Origin of the sequence: Mesorhizobium sp. M4B.F.Ca.ET.017.02.2.1, from assembly GCF_003998955.1 — a bacterium.
Taxonomy (GTDB): Bacteria; Pseudomonadota; Alphaproteobacteria; order Rhizobiales; family Rhizobiaceae; genus Mesorhizobium; species Mesorhizobium abyssinicae.
Genome location: NZ_RZOF01000027.1, coordinates 1 through 17,078, shown reverse-complemented (window position 1 = coordinate 17,078; position 17,078 = coordinate 1). Strand labels below are relative to the sequence as shown.

14 protein-coding genes and 1 pseudogene are annotated in these 17,078 nt (G+C 66.5%); 3 read left to right on the top strand and 12 right to left on the bottom strand.

Features of this window, described 5'->3' with window-relative positions:
* Positions 1 to 54: 54 nt before the first annotated feature.
* Genes EN738_RS05965 through EN738_RS05940 form a run of 6 tightly spaced genes read right to left on the bottom strand, consistent with a single transcriptional unit; the run spans position 55 to position 7,164 of the window.
* The gene (locus tag EN738_RS05965) at positions 55 to 516 is read right to left on the bottom strand and encodes a MarR family transcriptional regulator (RefSeq protein ID WP_127282916.1); all 462 of its coding nucleotides are present in this window, start codon (positions 514 to 516) and stop codon (positions 55 to 57) included.
* A complete protein-coding gene (locus tag EN738_RS05960) occupies positions 513 to 1,097 on the bottom strand; it encodes an amino acid synthesis family protein (protein ID WP_127282903.1) in 585 nt (194 codons plus the stop codon). Before EN738_RS05960 ends, EN738_RS05965 begins: the two co-directional genes overlap by 4 nt.
* Entirely contained in the window at positions 1,090 to 1,974 is an 885-nt protein-coding gene (locus EN738_RS05955) for a UPF0280 family protein (protein WP_127282902.1), read from the bottom strand. The genes EN738_RS05960 and EN738_RS05955 overlap by 8 nt, the downstream gene beginning before the upstream one ends.
* On the bottom strand, positions 1,971 to 3,515 hold the full coding sequence (locus EN738_RS05950; protein WP_127282901.1) for a 6-hydroxynicotinate reductase: 1,545 nt from the start codon (positions 3,513 to 3,515) through the stop codon (positions 1,971 to 1,973). The genes EN738_RS05955 and EN738_RS05950 overlap by 4 nt, the downstream gene beginning before the upstream one ends.
* A complete protein-coding gene (locus EN738_RS05945) occupies positions 3,512 to 6,307 on the bottom strand; it encodes a molybdopterin-dependent oxidoreductase (protein WP_127282900.1) in 2,796 nt (931 codons plus the stop codon). Before EN738_RS05945 ends, EN738_RS05950 begins: the two co-directional genes overlap by 4 nt.
* On the bottom strand, positions 6,304 to 7,164 hold the full coding sequence (locus EN738_RS05940; RefSeq protein ID WP_127282899.1) for a xanthine dehydrogenase family protein subunit M: 861 nt from the start codon (positions 7,162 to 7,164) through the stop codon (positions 6,304 to 6,306). Before EN738_RS05940 ends, EN738_RS05945 begins: the two co-directional genes overlap by 4 nt.
* 258 nt (positions 7,165 to 7,422) lie before the next feature.
* Between EN738_RS05940 and pncA the strand changes: the two genes are divergently transcribed.
* The 3 genes from pncA to EN738_RS05925 all read left to right on the top strand — a co-directional run bounded on the left by pncA (position 7,423) and on the right by EN738_RS05925 (position 10,611).
* The gene (gene pncA / locus EN738_RS05935; RefSeq protein WP_127282898.1) at positions 7,423 to 8,037 is read left to right on the top strand and encodes a bifunctional nicotinamidase/pyrazinamidase; all 615 of its coding nucleotides are present in this window, start codon (positions 7,423 to 7,425) and stop codon (positions 8,035 to 8,037) included.
* A 133-nt stretch (positions 8,038 to 8,170) separates the two neighbouring features.
* Positions 8,171 to 9,496, top strand: a complete 1,326-nt coding sequence (locus EN738_RS05930) for a sodium:proton antiporter (protein WP_348629074.1) — start codon at positions 8,171 to 8,173, stop codon at positions 9,494 to 9,496.
* 152 nt (positions 9,497 to 9,648) lie between these two features.
* On the top strand, positions 9,649 to 10,611 hold the full coding sequence (locus EN738_RS05925; RefSeq protein ID WP_127282897.1) for an ornithine cyclodeaminase family protein: 963 nt from the start codon (positions 9,649 to 9,651) through the stop codon (positions 10,609 to 10,611).
* 20 nt (positions 10,612 to 10,631) lie between these two features.
* On the opposite strand, the gene EN738_RS05920 is transcribed toward EN738_RS05925, so the two are convergent.
* The 6 genes and pseudogenes from EN738_RS05920 to EN738_RS05890 all read right to left on the bottom strand — a co-directional run bounded on the left by EN738_RS05920 (position 10,632) and on the right by EN738_RS05890 (position 17,068).
* Positions 10,632 to 11,351 carry an ABC transporter ATP-binding protein gene (locus EN738_RS05920; protein WP_127282896.1) on the bottom strand — a complete coding sequence of 240 codons (720 nt, stop codon included), beginning with the start codon at positions 11,349 to 11,351 and terminating at the stop codon, positions 10,632 to 10,634.
* Positions 11,344 to 12,072, bottom strand: coding sequence for an ABC transporter ATP-binding protein (locus EN738_RS05915; protein WP_127282895.1), 729 nt, complete (start codon positions 12,070 to 12,072; stop codon positions 11,344 to 11,346). The genes EN738_RS05920 and EN738_RS05915 overlap by 8 nt, the downstream gene beginning before the upstream one ends.
* Positions 12,069 to 13,031: a branched-chain amino acid ABC transporter permease gene (locus EN738_RS05910; RefSeq protein ID WP_127282894.1), complete on the bottom strand. Its 963-nt coding sequence runs from the start codon at positions 13,029 to 13,031 to the stop codon at positions 12,069 to 12,071. The genes EN738_RS05915 and EN738_RS05910 overlap by 4 nt, the downstream gene beginning before the upstream one ends.
* Positions 13,028 to 13,909, bottom strand: coding sequence for a branched-chain amino acid ABC transporter permease (locus EN738_RS05905; protein ID WP_127282893.1), 882 nt, complete (start codon positions 13,907 to 13,909; stop codon positions 13,028 to 13,030). The genes EN738_RS05910 and EN738_RS05905 overlap by 4 nt, the downstream gene beginning before the upstream one ends.
* 293 nt (positions 13,910 to 14,202) lie before the next feature.
* Positions 14,203 to 15,507: an ABC transporter substrate-binding protein gene (locus EN738_RS05895; RefSeq protein WP_127282891.1), complete on the bottom strand. Its 1,305-nt coding sequence runs from the start codon at positions 15,505 to 15,507 to the stop codon at positions 14,203 to 14,205.
* 129 nt (positions 15,508 to 15,636) lie between these two features.
* Positions 15,637 to 17,068: pseudogene (locus tag EN738_RS05890) on the bottom strand (hypothetical protein).
* Positions 17,069 to 17,078: the final 10 nt, after the last annotated feature.

Here is a 17,078-nt window from a genome sequence, read left to right as displayed (position 1 = left end):
AAAAAGCCCGGCTTCGCGCCGGGCTTTTTCGTATCCAGGAACCGCCGCTGCCGGTTAGGCCAGCTTGGCCAGCAGGCGCATGAAGGTGGCGGCTTCCTTGGCCGATAGCGGCGCCAGCGTCTCCTCGGTGATGGCGCGGGCAAGCGGGATCAGCCGCTCGATCGCCTCGCGGCCTTGCGCCGTCAAATTGACCAGCAGGCGGCGCTTGTCGACCTCGTGCTTGGAAAGCTCGACCAGGCCGCGCGCCTTCAGCCGGTCGATGACGCCCTTCACGGTGGCGGCATCCATCGCGATCAGCGTGCCGAGCTGGTTCTGCGAGGTCTCGCCTATGTCGTGGAGCTTGGCCAAAGCCGCGAATTGCGGCGGCGTCAGATCGCCGATCTGCGAGGCGAAGATCGCCACATGGCGCTGATGCGCCTTGCGCAGGATGAAACCGACCTGGTCCTGCAGGTGATAGCCGTTCTCGTCCGGCTCCTCGGCTTCGACCAGCCGCAGCAGATTGTCCTCGCCGCTCATCTCAGCCCGTCCCATGCCTTGATGTCCTTGGCCGCGAGGCCGCCCATGCGGTCGTGCACGCGCGGGCCGCAGGTCATGGCGAGGCAAAACAGGATCTCGTCGGGACGCGGCCCATCGCTTATGCCGACCTCCATGGCGTCGAAATGGCTGCGCACATAGGCGGCGTTGATGTGGCCGAGCGGCACGTCGAGCCGCGAACCGAAGGCGCCCACCTTCTTGGCCGACGGCACGATCGCCTTGGCATCGCCGAGCCGCTCGCGCATGGCGTAGCCGCCCGGCACATGCCACAGCGCGCCGTGCTCCAGTTCGCCGGCGGAGCCGACGATGGCGCCCTTGCCGTAGCCGTCGATCTGCTTGACGTCGCCGCCAAGCGCCGCAATCAGCCGATCGGCCAGCAGCAGCCCGAGCGGCTTCAGGTCGTCCATGGCGCTCTGCAGATCTTCGACGTAGCGGCCGGCGAAGGGGTTCTTCACCACCGCCAAGGCAGCGGCACGGCGGCGTGGCGCTGCCGCGACTGGACCGCCATCGTGAAAAATCTCTTCGGTCAGGACGGCGATCTTGCGGATCGGGAATTCAGGCATGGGCAGTTTCCTTCGCTGTATGCTTGTTGGGCGCGGCGAGCGCCACCGAACCACTGATGCGTGTCTCACCGGCAAGGAACAGCGCCGAGGCCGATATCAGGCCGCGCCGGCGAAAATCTTCGGCGACGGCAAGCCCGTTGTCCAGCGCCCGCGCCACTTCGCCCGGCGAAAGCGCGCCGACGCCCTGCGTCACCAGCCGATCGCCGAGATCGCTGTCGGGCGCGAGATCGCGCGCCAGCGCCCGTTCGACCGCAGGGTGACCGGGCAGGTCGACGGCGTTGGCGACGAGCGTTGCGGCGGCATCGGCGTCGGCACCGGTCCGCGCCAGGACGGTGACGGCATCGGCGATACCCAGCGAAAACGAACGGCCGCGCCAGCCGCTGGTCGCCACGCCGCGAACGCCATCCTCGGCGCGTATGGTAACGCGATCGGCCATGCCATGCCCGGTGCCGGCAATGGCCGATATCATCGACTGGCCGCTGCTGAGATGGAGGGCGCAATCACCGCCATTGTTGACATAGGCGCGGTCCAGCCGGCGGCCGGCGAGCAGCGCCGCCAGAATTTCGTCGGCTACCGAACCGGCAACAGCGGCCATCGGGGTGATAAAGCATTCCGCCAGCGGCATGACGGCTGCTTCCATGCGGCGCGCCGTCGGCCCCGCGAAATCGCGCGGCGCCAGGAAAAATGCCGGGAGCCGCAATTCGGGAAGCTCCTTGACCAACTCAATCAGGATGGTCTCGAACCGCGCGACGGCCTGGGTGTAGGCGGCCCGGCATTCATCCGGCTCGCCAAAGGCCTCGACGATCAGGTCGATCGGCCCATGGTTGAGATGGAGCCGCCTGCCGTCGGCAAGCCAATGCGCCTGCGGGCTGTTCATCCTCCGGCCCCGTTCGCCGCTGCCCGCCGCAACTGCGCCAGCGGCGGCCAGGGATTGTTGACGGGAGCGCCGGTGCCGTGGCGCGGGTTGAGGTACTCGCCACCCTTCGCAAGGATATCTCCGACGCTGCGGATCTCTGCCTCGTAGCCGCCCAGCCTGACATAGTCGTCGCGGCGCAAGGTGAATTCGATCGGCGCCACCAGCGCCGGCGTCGGCACATAGCCGAAGGCGCCTTCCGGCACGCGGGTGACGTCGACCATCAGCGTGATGCCGCCGCCCGGCCAGACATAGACCGGCGCGCCGCCGACGGTCACGTAAGTCTTCAGGCCCTGCACCGAGCGGGTCAGGTTGACCGGGTTCTCGGTGACGCCGGCGCGCAGCGAGCCGCCGGCGCCGCCGATGAACAGCACCGTGCAGAGCGCCGGCTCGCAATTGTCCTCGATCAGGCCGACGGATTTCTGCAGCCGTTCGGGGAACGGCTTTTCGACCGGCTTCAGGTCATCGTCGAGCTCGTAGTAGGCAAACTGCTCGCCGGTGGTGGAAACCATCAGCAGCGACAGGCCGGGCCGCGCGCCCTTCTTGGCGTTCCAGTCGCCCAGGATCGACAGCGGGTCGGAGATCGAGGTGCCGCCCCAGCCGAGGCCGGGCTCCGAAACCTTGAAGTAGCGGCCAGGCGTCGAGCGGCGGCCGATGATCTTGATGCCGGTGTCCTGCCAGCCCAGCACCTTGCCGGCCTGGTGCTCGGAAACGACGCCGGTGATGTGGTCGTCGACCACCACCACCTCGTCGACCAGCCCGCGCCATTGCGTGGCGAACATGCCGATGGTGGCCGAGCCGCAGCCGACGCGCATGCGATGCTCGACCTTGCCGTCGATGACCGGCGCCTTGCCGGCCTCGACGATGACCGTCGCGCCGCCATCGATGGTAAGCTCGACCGGCTTGCGGTTGCAGAGGTTGAGCAGCGCGTCGCATGTGGCGCGACCTTCCTGCTTGGAGCCGCCGGTCAGGTGATGCACGCCGCCGAGCGACAGCATCTGCGAGCCGTATTCGCCTGTCGTGACGTGGCCGATCGCCTCGCCTTCCGAGCGTACCGTCGCCGTCTCGTCGCCGATGTGGCGGTCGGTGTCGATCTTCACCTTGACGCCGCAGTAGGAGAAGATGCCCTCGGTAACGACGGTGACGAGATCGACGCCCTCGACCTCCTGGCTGACGATGAAGGGCGCCGGCTTGTAGTCGGGATAGGTGGTGCCGGCGCCGATCGCGGTGACGAAGCGGCGCCCAGTGTTGACCAGCTCGCCGTTCCAGGCCTCGCCCTCGGCGACGAACGGCACGACCACGCCACCGGTCTCGGTGGCATGGTCGAGGATGGTCAGCGGATCCATGCGCACGATGCGGCCGCCGACATTGCCATAGCGGTCGCAAGCGCCGGTGCGGCCGTCGGCGATGTAGCACATGACCGGGCAGGCATCGCAGCGGATCTTCTCCGCCACCTGCTTCTCGCCGGGATCGTGGGTTTCGAAACGTTCGGCAAGCTCGCTCATCGGCGTGCCTCCTTGTCGCGGATCGCCGCGCGGATGCGGGCCGGCGTCGCCGGCACCTTGGTGACCAGAACGCCGGTGGCGTGGCGGATGGCATTGAGGATCGCCGGTGCGGTCGGGATCAGCACATGCTCGCCCAGGCCCTTGGCGCCGAAGGGTCCTTCCGGGTCCGGAACCTCGACCAATATGTGCTCGACCGGCGGCACGTCGCCGATGGTCGGGATCAGATAGTCGTGCAGGTTCTCGGTGCGGCCGGGGATGTATTCCTCCATCAGCGCCATGCCGATGCCTTGCGCGATGCCGCCCTCGATCTGGCCTTCGACCAGCACAGGGTTGATCGCCTTGCCGACATCGTGCGCGGCGGTGATCCTGATCAGCTTCACGGTGCCGAGCTTGAGATCGACCTCGAGCTCGGCGATCTGCGCGCCGTAGCCGTAGACGGCGTAAGGCTTGCCCTGGCCCTTGGCGTCCAGCGGCAGCGTCGGCGGATCGTAGGTTTCTTGCGCCACGAAGACCAGGCCGGCGGCGTCAGCCTTCAGCTCAGACAGATCGATGCGCCGTGCCGCGTCGCCCTCGCGGATGAAGATGCTGAAGCCGTCGAGCACGAGGGTCGCACGGTCAGAGACATTGGCGAAGCGCAGGATCTTCTCGCGCAATCCCCTGCCGGCCTTCTCGGCCGCCTTGCCGGTGACGAAAGTCTGGCGCGAGGCGGACGTCTTGCCGGCATCCGGCGTGATCGCGGTATCGGCGCTCTTCAGTTGGAATTTGTCCAGCGGCAGGCCGAGCGCATCGGCGCAGATCTGGGTGATGACGGTGTTCGATCCCTGGCCGATGTCGACGGCGCCCTGATGCAGCACGACCTCGCCCGCGGCCGAGATGCCGACCTTGATGGTCGAAGGGTTGGGCAGCGAGGTGTTGCCGCAGCCATACCAGCAGGAGGCGACGCCAACGCCGCGCTTTCTGTCCTCGCTGGCGGCGTTGAACGCTTCGGCCTCGGCCAGCGCGCGGGCCCAATGCGGGCGAAGCGATTCCAGGCATTCGCCGATGCCGACGCCCGATTCCAGGCGCTGCCCGGTTACCGTTTCGGATCCGTTACGAAGGCAGTTTTTCAAGCGGAAATCGAGGCGATCCAGCCCAAGCTTGCCGGCCAGCTCGTCGTAGAGCGTCTCCTGCATGATCGTCGCCTGCGGCACGCCGAAGCCACGGAAAGCACCGGAGATCGGGCCGTTGGTGTGGATGGCGCGACCCTCGGCACGGTAGTTCGGCGTCAAATAGGGGCCGGAGGCATGCACCGGAACGCGATTGGCGACCGTCGGCCCCCAGCTGGCATAGGCGCCGGTGTTGAAATCGCCGGAAAAGACCATGCCGGTGACGCGGCCTTCGGCATCGGCGCCGACGGTCGCTTGCATCTCGGCGGGATGGCGCTTGGTGGTCGAGATCATCGATTCGTTGCGGGTGAAGGCGAGGGCCGCCGGCCGGCCGGTCTTCATCGCCACCAGGCCGATCAGCGGCTGCAGCGAGACGTCGAGCTTGGAGCCGAAGCCGCCGCCGGTGGCGGTCGGCACGATGCGCACCTTGTCGACGGGAAGACCGAGCACCTTCGCCGTGTCGTCACGGTCCATATAGGGCGCCTGGGTGCAGGCGACGACGACGAGCGTGTCGCCGTCCATGTAAGCATAGCCGGCTTCCGGCTCGATATAGGCGTGCTCGACATAGGAGGTTTCGACGGCGCCGGACGCGGTGACGGCGGCGCCGGCAAGCGCTGCGTCAGGATCGCCGCGTTCGACGAAGCCGGAGGTGAGCAGGTTCGCCGGACGGTGCTGGTGCAGCAGCGCCGCACCATCGGCTTTCGCATCCGAGGGCTGCAGGACATGCGGCAGCTCGGTCCATGAAACCGGAAAATCCGTCAGATCGAGATCGAGGATCGTCTCGCGCTCGCCCGCCACCAGCGCAACCGCCTCGCCGCGAAAGCGCGCGACGCCTTCCGCGAGCGCCGGCTGGTCGGCAAAGGGACCGATGACGCCGAAGCAGTTGTGGCCCGCAATGTCGGCGGCGGTGAAGACGCCGGCGATGCCGGGACGGGCGTCCGCCCAGGCCCCGATGTCGCCGAAGGCGAAGCGGGCATGATAGTGCGGCGAGCGGACCACCAGCACGGCGAGCGCATCGGCCGGAAAGGAGTCGCCGCCGAATTTCTCATCGCCGGTGACCTTCGGCACGCCATCGAGGCGGATCGGCGAGGCGCCGACGGCGCGACCCGTCTCGGGCATGCGATGGTCAAGCCCATCGACGTGGCGCCAGGCATCCATCACCGCCGCCACGATCTTCCGATAACCGGTGCAGCGGCAGAGCACGCCGCCCAGCGCGTCCTGGGTCTCGGCCTCGCTGGGCTGCGGATTGCGTTCGAGAAGCGCGGTCGCCGCCACCAGCAGGCCCGGCGTACAGATGCCGCATTGCGCCGCGCCGTGCTCGAGGAAGGAAGCCTGCAGCGCCGACAGCCGGCCATTGGCAAGACCCTCGACCGTGGTCACGGTCGCGCCCGACACGGAGGCCGCCGGCACCAGGCAGGCGCAGACCGGGTTGCCGTCGACCAGCACGGTGCAGGCGCCGCAATCGCCGGCATCGCAGCCGACCTTGGTGCCGGTCAGCCCCAATTCGTCGCGCAGCACCTGGGAAAGGCGGCGGACCGGCGGCACGGAGACGCTGACGGCGGCGCCATTGACCTCGAAGGCGATGTCGGCGCGGTCCATGCCCGTGCCGGACTGGTCTACGCTCACAAGAGGCTGAACCTGGCTCATGCGGCCACCTTGTCGCCAGCAGCGTGGCCTATGGCGCCGGCGACCGCGCGGACGACGATCTCGCGCGCCGCATCGAGCCGGTATTCGGCGCTGCCGCGCACATCGCCGATCGGCGACAGTTCGTCGATCGGCGCGGCGAGCACCGCGCCGGCAAGGGCTTCGTCGGCCGGCAGGCCGAGCAAGGCCGCCTCGACGCCCGCGAGCCGCCTGGCGACCGCTGAGCAGGCGCCGACGGCGATGGCCGCTTCAGCGACGGCGCCATCGTCGATGACAAGGCGCGCCGCCGCCATGGCGATGGAGATGACCAGATAGCGTCGGGCGCCGAGCTTGACGAAGGCAGATGTGCCGGCAGCCGCCGGTTTCGGGATGCGAATGGCGGTGACCATCTCGCCCGATGCCAGGGCGGTGCGGCGATTGCCGAGAATGAACGCGCCGAGCGGCAGATGCCGCGTCGCCTTCGCCGACCGCAACTCGACATCGGCGTCGAGCACCAGCAGCGCCGGCACGCCATCGGCGGCGGGCGAAGCGTTGCAGAGATTGCCGGCGATGGAGGCGACATTCTGGATCTGCACGGAGCCGACATCCCGCGCCGCCGCCTTCAGCGCATCGAAGGCCGCCGGAAGCGGATGACGGACGAGATCGGTCCAGGTGGTGCGCGCGCCGATCCGCCAATGCGCCTCGCTTTCCGCGATTCCTCGCAGCGCTGTCAGGGCGTTGATGTCGAGGATGTTGTCGCGAAACGGCTTGTTGCCTTGCGCCGGGTAAAAGTCCGTGCCGCCGGCCAGGATTCGCCAGCGATCCTCGCCAAGCAAGGCGAGCGCCTCGTCGACCGTGGTGGGTTTCGCGTAACGGATCACGCTTTGCCTTCCCAGAAAGGGGCCCTTGCGAGGGAACCTGCCGGCGTCCCACCGGCCAAAATTCATTCGTATGCAAATGATATCAAGTCGGCAGGAATTGTCAAAGCCGGAGTTTCCTGTCGCCGCACAGGCTGACGGTCTCCACGCGATTGTTATGCCGCTGGAGGTTGACGCCGCCCGCCATCTGGTCGAGTTTCTGCGTCCGGTCGCGACAGCGGCATTCTATCAAAGCCTACGCCGAGACGAGAAGGAGGCCCCATGGCCGACGAAGCGCTTGTTGTCATCGACCTGCAGAACGACTTCTGCCCGGGCGGCGCGCTGGCGGTGGCCGGCGGCGACGAGATCGTGCCGCTGGTCAACGACCTGATCCGGCGAACCGACCACGTCGTGCTGACGCAGGACTGGCACCCCGCCGGCCATTCGAGCTTCGCCTCCAGCCATCCCGGCAAGCAGCCCTTCGAGACCATCGAGATGCCCTACGGGCCGCAGACGCTGTGGCCCGACCATTGCATCCAGGGTAGCCTCGGCTCGGACTTTCATTCCGGGCTTGCCTGGACCAAGGCGGAGCTGGTGATCCGCAAGGGGTTCCGCCCGGCGATCGACAGCTACTCGGCCTTCTTCGAGAACGATCACACCACCCAGACCGGCCTGGCCGGCTATCTGCGCGAACGCGGCGTCGACACGGTGACGCTGGTCGGGCTGGCGACCGACTTCTGCGTCGCCTTTTCGGCGCTGGACGCCGTGAAGCAGGGCTTCAAGACAACTGTGCGGCTAGACGCCTGCCGCGGCATCGACCTCAACGGCTCGGTCAATGCGATGCTGACGCGAATGCGCGAGGCCGGCGTGGTGCTCGAAGACCACTTGTCGGACTGACCGGACTGTGGGGCGTCGAGGGGGCTTCAAACAATTGGCGAGGACACTGGCGGCAGGCCTACCCGCCCTGGCTGCCCTTCTGTTTCCCCAATTCGCCTTCGCAGCGGCGGACCACGAACTGCCCGGCGCGGCGATGTCGCTCTGGTGGGTGCTGCCATTTGCCGGCCTGCTGCTGTCGATCGCCACCGGTCCCCTGCTCTTCCACCATGTCTGGGAGCATCACTACGGCAAGATCGCGGCCGGCTGGGCGGCACTGGTGGTGATGCCGCTGGCGATCGCCTTCGGCATCCCTTCGGCCATGGAAGCGGTGCTGCACACGCTGCTCACCGAATACATGTCGTTCATCATCCTTTTGTTCGCGCTCTACACGATTTCGGGCGGCATCCTGCTTGCCGGTAACATCCACGGCACGCCCCTGCTCAACGCCGGGCTTCTGCTTGCCGGCGCGCTGCTTGCCTCGGTGATCGGCACGACCGGCGCCTCGATGATCCTGATCCGGCCGATCCTGCGCGCCAATGACAACCGGCCGTTCAACGCGCATGTCGTGATCTTCTTCATCTTCCTGGTTTCCAACATCGGCGGCTCGCTGACGCCGCTCGGCGACCCGCCGCTGTTCGTCGGCTTCCTGCGCGGCGTCGACTTCTTCTGGACGACCGCCAATCTCTGGCGCGAGACGCTGTTCACCGGCAGCCTGGTACTCCTGGTCTTCCTGGCGATCGACACGATGCTGCACCGACGCGAGGCCGGTATGCCGAAGATCAAGGATCCGACGCCGGACAAGACCGTGCGCCTGCGCGGCGTCGCCAACCTGCCGCTGCTGGCCGGCGTCATCGGCGCGATCCTGCTCTCCGCAACCTGGAAGCCGGGCGTCAGTTTTTCCATCTTCGGCGTCGGGCTCGAGCTGCAGAACCTGGCGCGCGACGCCGTCATCCTGGCGCTGGCGTTCGCCTCGCTCGCCGTCTCGCGCAAGAGCCATCGCGAGGCGAACGGCTTCACCTGGGGGCCGATCGCCGAGGTGGCGAAACTGTTTGCCGGCATCTTCATCGCAATCGTGCCGGTGATCGCCATCCTGAGAGCCGGCCATGATGGCGCGCTGGCGCCGCTGGTCGCGCTTGTCACCTCCGATTCCGGCCAGCCCAACGACCTCGCCTATTTCTGGCTGACCGGAGCGCTGTCGTCCTTTCTCGACAATGCGCCGACCTACCTGGTGTTCTTCGAGCTTGCCGGCGGCGATCCACAGCGCCTGATGGGCGAATTCGCAACCACGCTTGCGGCGATCTCGGCAGGCGCGGTGTTCATGGGCGCCAACACCTATATCGGCAATGCGCCGAACTTCATGGTCTATGCGATTGCCAGGCATCGCGGCGTGAAGATGCCGGGCTTCTTCGGCTATATGGCGTGGTCGGGAACGGTGCTGATCCCGACGTTTCTGATCGCGGGATTTCTGTTCTTCGGTTGAGTTCGGCGGCCACCGGCATGGGGGTCGCTGGCGGCCGATAGCGCTTGCGTATGCGCGGTCAGCAATTTCTGCTATTAGCCAAGCGAGGTGCGGGATAGGTTCGATTGAACCTGAGGAATGCTTATCGAACGCAAGCTATTCTTGGGGCGACGATGACCATCAAAGCCGAGAGCCTGCCCTATCTGTCAGCCGAATTCCTGGACAGCTTGGCGATTTCCACGTCCGACGTGGTCGACGAAATCGAGCGGCAGATCATCGGTCAGAGGCGAGGCGAAGTATGGTGTGCGCCGAAGGCGGTGGTACTGCCGGGCGACGACCGCTACATCATGGCTACTCTCGCCGTCGCGACCGAACCCCGGGTACTGGCCACCAAGTCGCTGGTGGTCAATCCCCGCAACTCCGAGCGGGGACTTGCAACGCTGAACTCGCTGGTCACCCTTCTCGACGCTGAGACAGGACTGCCGCTTGCCTTGGTCGACGGCAATTGGGTGACTTCGAAGCGCACGGCTGGGCTGAGCGCGGTAGCGGCCAGGCGTCTGGCCCGCGCCGACTCGGCGTGCGTCGCGTTCATCGGATGCGGCGTGCAGGCGCGTGCTCATCTCGAAGTTCTGGCCGATCTTTTTCCGCTGCAGGAGATCCGAGCCTTTGCTCGCAGCAAAGCCAGTGGTGAAGCACTGTGTCGGATGGCCGAGGCGCGTGGTCTGACCGCGGTAGCGAGCGATACTGCCAAGGCGGCGGTCGAATCCGCCGACATCGTGGTGACGACAGTCACATTGATACCCGAGCCCGCTCCGTTTCTGGATGCGCGATGGCTGCAGACCGGAGCCTTCGCCACCATGACCGATCTGGCCCTGCCCTGGGTGCCTGAAAGCATGGCCATCTTCGATCGCATCGTCATAGACGATCTGGCGCAAGAGGCGCAGATGAGCAAGCCGATGGTGAGGCCCGAACTCGTTGCCGGCGACTTGACGGGTTTGGTCAGTGGCGACGTGCCGGGTCGCCAAGGCGCGCGTGAGCGAACAGCATTCGTTTTTCGTGGCATGGCGGTCGGCGATCTCGCAATTGCCGGCCTGGCATTTGCACGCGCGAAAGCAATCGGCGCGCTGGACGCTTAGGGCTTGAAGCGCCGCCCGCCTCAACCCACCCCCACATAGCGCCGCACCGCCGACGGATCGGCGCGCAATTGCTCGACATCGACCGTCTCGCGGTTGCGGCCGTTCTCGATGAAGCAGACGCGGTCGGCGACCGAAAGAACCGCATCGACGCGCTGCTCGACCAAAATGGTGGAGACGCCGCGCTCGCGCAGCTTGGCCACCGTCTCGCGGATCTTGGCGATCATCGACGGCATCAGCCCTTCGGTCGGCTCGTCGAGCAGCAGCACCTGCGGTTCGAGGCAGAGCGCGCGCGCCATGGCCAGCATCTGCTGCTCGCCGCCGGACAGCGTGCCGGAGCGCTGCCTGAGGCGCTGGCGCAGCAATGGAAAAAGGTCGAGGACATTTTCCCGCACGGCCTTGCCCCTGCCGCGCGCCATCAGGCCGATCTCGATGTTTTCCGCCACCGTCATCTCGGCGAACAATCGCCTGCCCTGCGGCACATAGGCGACGCCGGCTTTCGGCACGTCGTGCGCCGCCAGGCCGGTCAGCTCCGTGCCGTCCAGCCTGATCGAACCGGCGGCCGCCGGAACCAGGCCCATGATCGCCTTCAGCGTCGTCGTCTTGCCGGCGCCATTGCGGCCGAACAGGCAAAGCACCTCGCCCTTCTCGAGCACGAGGTCGAGCCCGTAGAGGACCTGGACCTCGCCGTAGAAGCAGTCGAGCCCGGAGATGGCCAGCGCCTTGGACCCCGCCTCAGTCATGGCCGGCCCCGAGATAGGCGTCCTGCACCTGGCGGTTCTCGCGCACCTGCTCCGGCGTGCCTTCGGCGAGGATGCGGCCGGCATTGAAGACTGTGATGCGGTCGGCGAGTTGCATGACGACCGGCATATTGTGCTCGATCAGGAGCACGGTGGCGCTTTTGGCGATCTCGCGCACCAGCTCGATGAAATTGTCGATCTCGCTGTCAGCCAGGCCTTGCGTCGGCTCGTCGAGGATCAGGAGGCGCGGCTTGAGCGCCAGGCCCATCGCCACTTCGAGCAGCCGCTGGTGGCCATAGGAGAGCTGGCCCGCCGGCATATGGGCGCGATCGGCAAGCCCGGTTCGCTCGAGCGCGGCCATGACGCCGGCCTTGACCGCGCCCTTGGAGCGGCCGTCGGTCAGCGTGCGCTGCACCGGCAGCGCGACATTGTCGTAGGCGGAAAGATTGGCGAAGACGCTGGTGATCTGGAAGGTGTAGGCGACGCCAAGGCGAACCCGTCTGTAGGCCGGCAGGCCGGTGATGTCGGCGCCGTCGAAGACGATCATCCCGGACGAAGGAGGGATACGTCCGCTGACCAGGCTGACGAAGGTGGTCTTGCCGGCGCCGTTGGGGCCGATGACGGCGCGGATTTCGCCCGGCATCAGGGCGAAGTCGACATTGTCGACGGCGCGCAGGCCGCCGAAATTGCGGGACAGGCCCCTGGTGGTCAAAAGCGGCATCATGGCAGCCACCCGAGCCAGCGCTGGCGGATGCTGCCCATGATCCCCTTGGGGAAGAACAGCACCAGAAGGATGAGCGCGACGCCGACGATCAGCAGATAGGCGGAGGTGAAGCCGCTGGTGATGTCGATGACATAGTACATGAACAGCGTGCCGATGAGGGGGCCGAGCGCAGTGGCGGCGCCGCCGAGCAGCACCCAGAGCAGCGGCAGGATCGAATATTGCACCGAGGCGAAGCTCGAGCCGACATAGCCGAACAAAAGCGCGTAGGCCGCGCCGGAGGCCGCGCAGATGGTGCCGGAGACGACGACGGCGGCCAGCTTGTTGGAGAAGGTGTCGTAGCCGAGCATCTTCGTCCGCTCCTCGTTCTCGCGGACGGCGACCAGCACGCGGCCATAGCGGGAGCGGACGACGGCAAGCGTCGCCAGCAGGACGATGGAGAACAGCGAGAGCGCGCTCATGTAGCGCACGGTCGGGTTGGTGAGGTCGAGCGTCGTGCCGCCCAGGGTCAGCACCCGCGCCGCTTGCTGAACGACCAGACCCTGGTCGCCGCCGGTCCAGACGGCGAAATAGAGCATGAGCAGCGAAAACACCTGCGCGAACATCATGGTGACGATCATGAACGCCACACCGGAAGTGCGCAGCGCCAGCAAACCGATGAGCAGGGCCAGCAGCGCGCCGCAGGCGATGCCGGCGAGGAAGGCGGCCGGCACGCTCCAGCCGAGATGATAGACGCTTAAGCCCGCACCATAGAGGCCGGCGGCGAAGAACATGGCATGGCCGAGGCTGAGCAGGCCGACATAGCCGAACAGCAGATTGTAGCCCATGGCGAACACCGCCAGCACCATGATGCGGGCGATGAGGCCGTGATGATAATCCGGCAGCACGAAGCTCAGCGCGAAGAGCAGGGCGATGACGCCGAGATGCAGCAAATAGGCCTTTGCCGGCGAAGCTTCCGTCATCGCGAGGCCGCCCCGAACAGGCCTTGCGGCCGGAACACCAGCACCATGGCAACGACAAGTGTGGCGATGATCTTGGCCAGAGTTGGCGAGAAGAACATCGAGATGATGCCGTCCGACAGGCCGATCAGCACTGCGGCGACGAGGGTGCCGCGCAATGAGCCGAGGCCGCCGATGATGACGACGATGAAGGACAAAAGCAGCGGGTCCTGACCCATCAGATAATGCGCCTGGCTGATCGGCACGATCAGCACCGCGGCTATTGCCGCCAGCATGGCGCCGAGGGCGAAGACGCCGCCATAGACGCGGTCGACCGGAATGCCGAAGGCTTGCGCGGTCTCGCTGTCATACTGGGTGGCGCGCATCAGCAGCCCAACCTTGGTCCGTGTCAGCACCAGCCAGGTGGCGACGAGCAGCAGCGCGGAGGCCGCGACCACCGACAGCTTGTAGCCGGAATAGCCGAACCAGGGCAGCAGGATGCGGTAGCTGAAGGGCGGCTCGACAGGGCGCGCCTCCGGGCCGTAGAAGGTCAGCGCCAGCTGCTGGATGATGTAGAGCATACCGATCGTGGCGACGATGGTGGCTTCCGGATTGTAATTGAGCCGGCGCAGCACCAGCCGCTCGGCGACCAGCGCAACCGCGCCGACGATGAGCGGCGCGATGACCAGCGCGGCGGCGAAGCCGAGTGCAGGATGGCCCGATATCGCGGTCGAGATCGCCCAGGCCAGCACCGCGCCCAGCATGAAGAACTCGCCATGGGCGACATTGACGACGCGCATGACGCCGAACACCAGCGACAGGCCAAGCGCCGTCAGCGCCAGCACGGCGGAAGTGACGAGGCCTTCGAGGGCCGCAAGGAGGAGATGGGGTCCGAAATGCATGCTACACGCAGGCAGGTGCCAAGCGCACCCCTCTCTGCCCTGCCGGGCCCGGCCCTGCGCTATCGCTCCGGGCGTTCGTCGCTCGGAAAGCCAAGCAATTGGCTTCCCGCCCGCTTCGCGGACCGCTCCTCACCCCCCTCAAGGGGGGAGATTGGCTCTCCCTATCGCTTTCGCCAATCGCAAAGGTCGACAGAGTGCCGCCTTCGCATGAGCTGCTGATCTCCCCCCTTGAGGGGGAGATGTCCGGCAGGACAGAGAGGGGTGGCTTGGCGCTCACGCTTGTCGGCGCAAAGTCACAGCGCCTGCGTCGTGTAATCCCCCTCGGCCTCGTAGAGGCCGTCCTCGATCTTCGTCTTGTGCACCACCTTGAGCTTGCCGCCCTCGACCTTGGAGATGTTCTGGATACCGAAGCACTGGTGGATCTTGCCGTTGAAGGTCTTCGGACCCTGCGGATGCTCCGGCCCTTCGGCGAACTCCTTCAGCGCCTCGGTCGCCTCGACCAGCTTGGCGCGATCCTCGGGCCCCTTGTAGCCGGCATCCTCCATCGCCTTCTTGACGACATAGAGCGTTTCCCAGCAGCCGAACATGTGCGAGGCGGTGGAGACGTCCTTGGCATCGCCGACGGCGGCGCCATTGTCGTCGATGCCGACAGCGGCGCGATAGGCCTTCTGGGCGGCGGAATCGTCCGCCTGCGCATAGCGCGGCGAGCCTTCCCAGAAATGGCTGCCGTCGAGGAACTCGAGGCCGGGGCTGTTGATGTCGGTCGCCTCGAGCGAATCCATGAAGCCGAAGAGCTGCGGCCGCGACGAGCCGTAGAATTCGCCGAGCTCCTTGACGAAGGTGAGCACGGCCGGGCCGACCATGACGTGATAGATCACCTCGGTCTCGGCCGGGATCTGCGGGAAGTATTTGGTGAAGGACGACTCCGTCGGCGGGATGGCGATCTGGGCGATGACGTCGGCGCCCTGTGCCTTCAGTGCCGGCGGCAGGTAGTCGCGATGGTCGTAGCCGAAGGCGAAGTCGGGAAAGATCTGCGTCACCTTCTTGCCGGCATTAGCCGCGATCCACGGCGCCATCGACTGGATCTGGCTCTTCACGTCGGTGATGCCGGGCTGGAAGACGTAGCGGTTGAGCTTGGTCGAGGCGACGTGGTGACCTTCGCTGACGACGAAATAGGGGATCTTGTTCTCGCCGGCGGCGGGTGCCGAGCCGATGACGACATGCGAGAACAAGGTGCCGAAGACGATGTCGGTCTTGTGCTGGGTTGCGAACTTGCCGACAACCTCGGCGCCACGGGCGGGATCGGTGCCGTCATCCTCGATGACCAGCTCAACCTGGCGGCCATTGATGCCGCCGGCATCGTTGATGGCCTTGACCGCTGCGGCGCTCGTCTTCTCGTACCAGCGGCCATAGGCGGCGCCGATGCCGGTGCGGTGCGACTGGAAGCCGATCTTGACCGGCGCCGAGCTCTGCGCCTGGCTGTAGCGGACGAAGCCCGGCGCGACGGCAAGGCCGGCGCCGGCGGCGAGGCCCTTCAGCGCGGTGCGGCGCGAAAGAGTGGTCTTGGAAAGATCGAAAAACCCATTCTTGTCAGACACGGCAGTTCCCCTGTTTTTTGAGTTTTGACCAATGGCTGTAACGAGGCAAAAATTGCATGTGTACAAACTAAATCACCAAAGCCTCGACGTGGCAAGCGTACTTCCCGACAGGCAATGAGGCCGCCTTTTTCACCCGGCGGTCGGCGTGGCAAGCAGCCAAAGGCCAAAGACGGTATAGGCGATCATCAGCACGGTGAGCGGCAGCTGGCTGAGCGCCGCGCGCGCCGCGGCCGGATGCAGCCGCCAGGCCAGACCGTGGGCGACGAGGACGGCCAGCATATGGCCAAGGATGATGACGCCGGCCTGGAGATTCCACAGCCACCAGGCCGAGTCGGCGCCGGCGACCACGCCGGCTTCGACTTCCATGTCGGCGGTGCCGAACAGGTTCCAGCCGAGCGCGAACGGATCGGACAGGGCGGCCAGCGCATATTGGCAGTCGACGAGCAGCGCCGTCAGGTAGTGGGCGAAATGGTAGGCGAGCGCGATCGGCACGATAGACCAGACCAGCAAGCCGGCGGCTTGCGCGAATGAATGCCGGTCGCCGGCGAGGCGCTGGCCGACATGGACGGCAAGCGCGAACACCGCTGCCAGCAGGACGAGGGTCAGGACAAGGCCGAAGCTGCCGATGCCGATCAGCGCGGTGCGCCCGGGAAACTCCAGCGGATTGACGCCGAACAGGCCGAGCCAGAAGAAGGTTTTCGACAGGCCGTCGAAGGAGACCGAGGACAGCGCAAGCAGCAGGAAGGCGATGCCGGCTGTCGGCAACGGCTCGGCGGAGAGCAGTTTGGCGCCCGGCCAGCAGAGACTGAGGCGGCACTTCGCATCGCGCTCCACAACAGCAAAGCGCGCGACCATGGCGAAGAACACGCTCAGGAACTCGCCGCGCCGGCTCCATTCGCGATGGCCGAAGACGAGCATCAGGATGAAATTCAGCAGCCAGTAGAGGCCGGCGGCGTATGCCAGCCGGGCCGGGTCGTCGGGCGCCGGGTCGATCAACTCGAACCAGGCGAAGGCGAAGAACAGCCCGACGGCCGGCCAGCAGGCTAGCCATGCGGGCAAGCGTCCGTCCTGTTCACCGCCGCGTCCGATCAGGCGGCTGACGACCCGCCACGGTCCGTACCAGGGGTTCAGCCACGACCAGAGATCGCCGAGCGCGCCCTGCAACAAGGCCAAGCCCACCCAGAGCAGCGTCCATATGACGAGCGGCAGCGGGTTGGACAGCGGATCGCGGCTGCCGAACAGGCCGGCGGCAAGGAGGATTACGAAGCCGGCAAAAGATATCACGCTGACGATCGTGCGAGGCGTCACCGAGGGCAAAGAGCGGCAGGCGCCGGCGCCACAAGCGATCGAGGGCTGCGGGCGGCAGCAGGGCCAGGACAAGGAAGCTGACGGCGACCGCGAGCGCGCCTCCGGCGACGTAATAGCCGGTGGGAAGGAGGAGGACATGGCCGCGATCTGAGGCATGGGCGAAGGCGGAAGTGGGGAGGGATGCGAAGGCTGCTGCGAGAGCCAATCGCGAAGGTTTGCGCCCTACGGCGTCCCCCTCTGTCCTGCCGGACATCTCCCCCACT

Coding starts and splice junctions, on each gene's coding strand:
- EN738_RS05920 (WP_127282896.1), bottom strand. CDS start 11,351: ATGACTGAGGCGGGGTCCAAGGCGCTGGCCATCTCCGGGCTCGACTGC.
- EN738_RS05905 (WP_127282893.1), bottom strand. CDS start 13,909: ATGCATTTCGGACCCCATCTCCTCCTTGCGGCCCTCGAAGGCCTCGTC.
- EN738_RS05960 (WP_127282903.1), bottom strand. CDS start 1,097: ATGCCTGAATTCCCGATCCGCAAGATCGCCGTCCTGACCGAAGAGATT.
- EN738_RS05930 (WP_348629074.1), top strand. CDS start 8,171: ATGTCGCTCTGGTGGGTGCTGCCATTTGCCGGCCTGCTGCTGTCGATC.
- EN738_RS05945 (WP_127282900.1), bottom strand. CDS start 6,307: ATGAGCCAGGTTCAGCCTCTTGTGAGCGTAGACCAGTCCGGCACGGGC.
- EN738_RS05925 (WP_127282897.1), top strand. CDS start 9,649: ATGACCATCAAAGCCGAGAGCCTGCCCTATCTGTCAGCCGAATTCCTG.
- EN738_RS05915 (WP_127282895.1), bottom strand. CDS start 12,072: ATGATGCCGCTTTTGACCACCAGGGGCCTGTCCCGCAATTTCGGCGGC.
- pncA (WP_127282898.1), top strand. CDS start 7,423: ATGGCCGACGAAGCGCTTGTTGTCATCGACCTGCAGAACGACTTCTGC.
- EN738_RS05955 (WP_127282902.1), bottom strand. CDS start 1,974: ATGAACAGCCCGCAGGCGCATTGGCTTGCCGACGGCAGGCGGCTCCAT.
- EN738_RS05965 (WP_127282916.1), bottom strand. CDS start 516: ATGAGCGGCGAGGACAATCTGCTGCGGCTGGTCGAAGCCGAGGAGCCG.
- EN738_RS05910 (WP_127282894.1), bottom strand. CDS start 13,031: ATGACGGAAGCTTCGCCGGCAAAGGCCTATTTGCTGCATCTCGGCGTC.
- EN738_RS05950 (WP_127282901.1), bottom strand. CDS start 3,515: ATGAGCGAGCTTGCCGAACGTTTCGAAACCCACGATCCCGGCGAGAAG.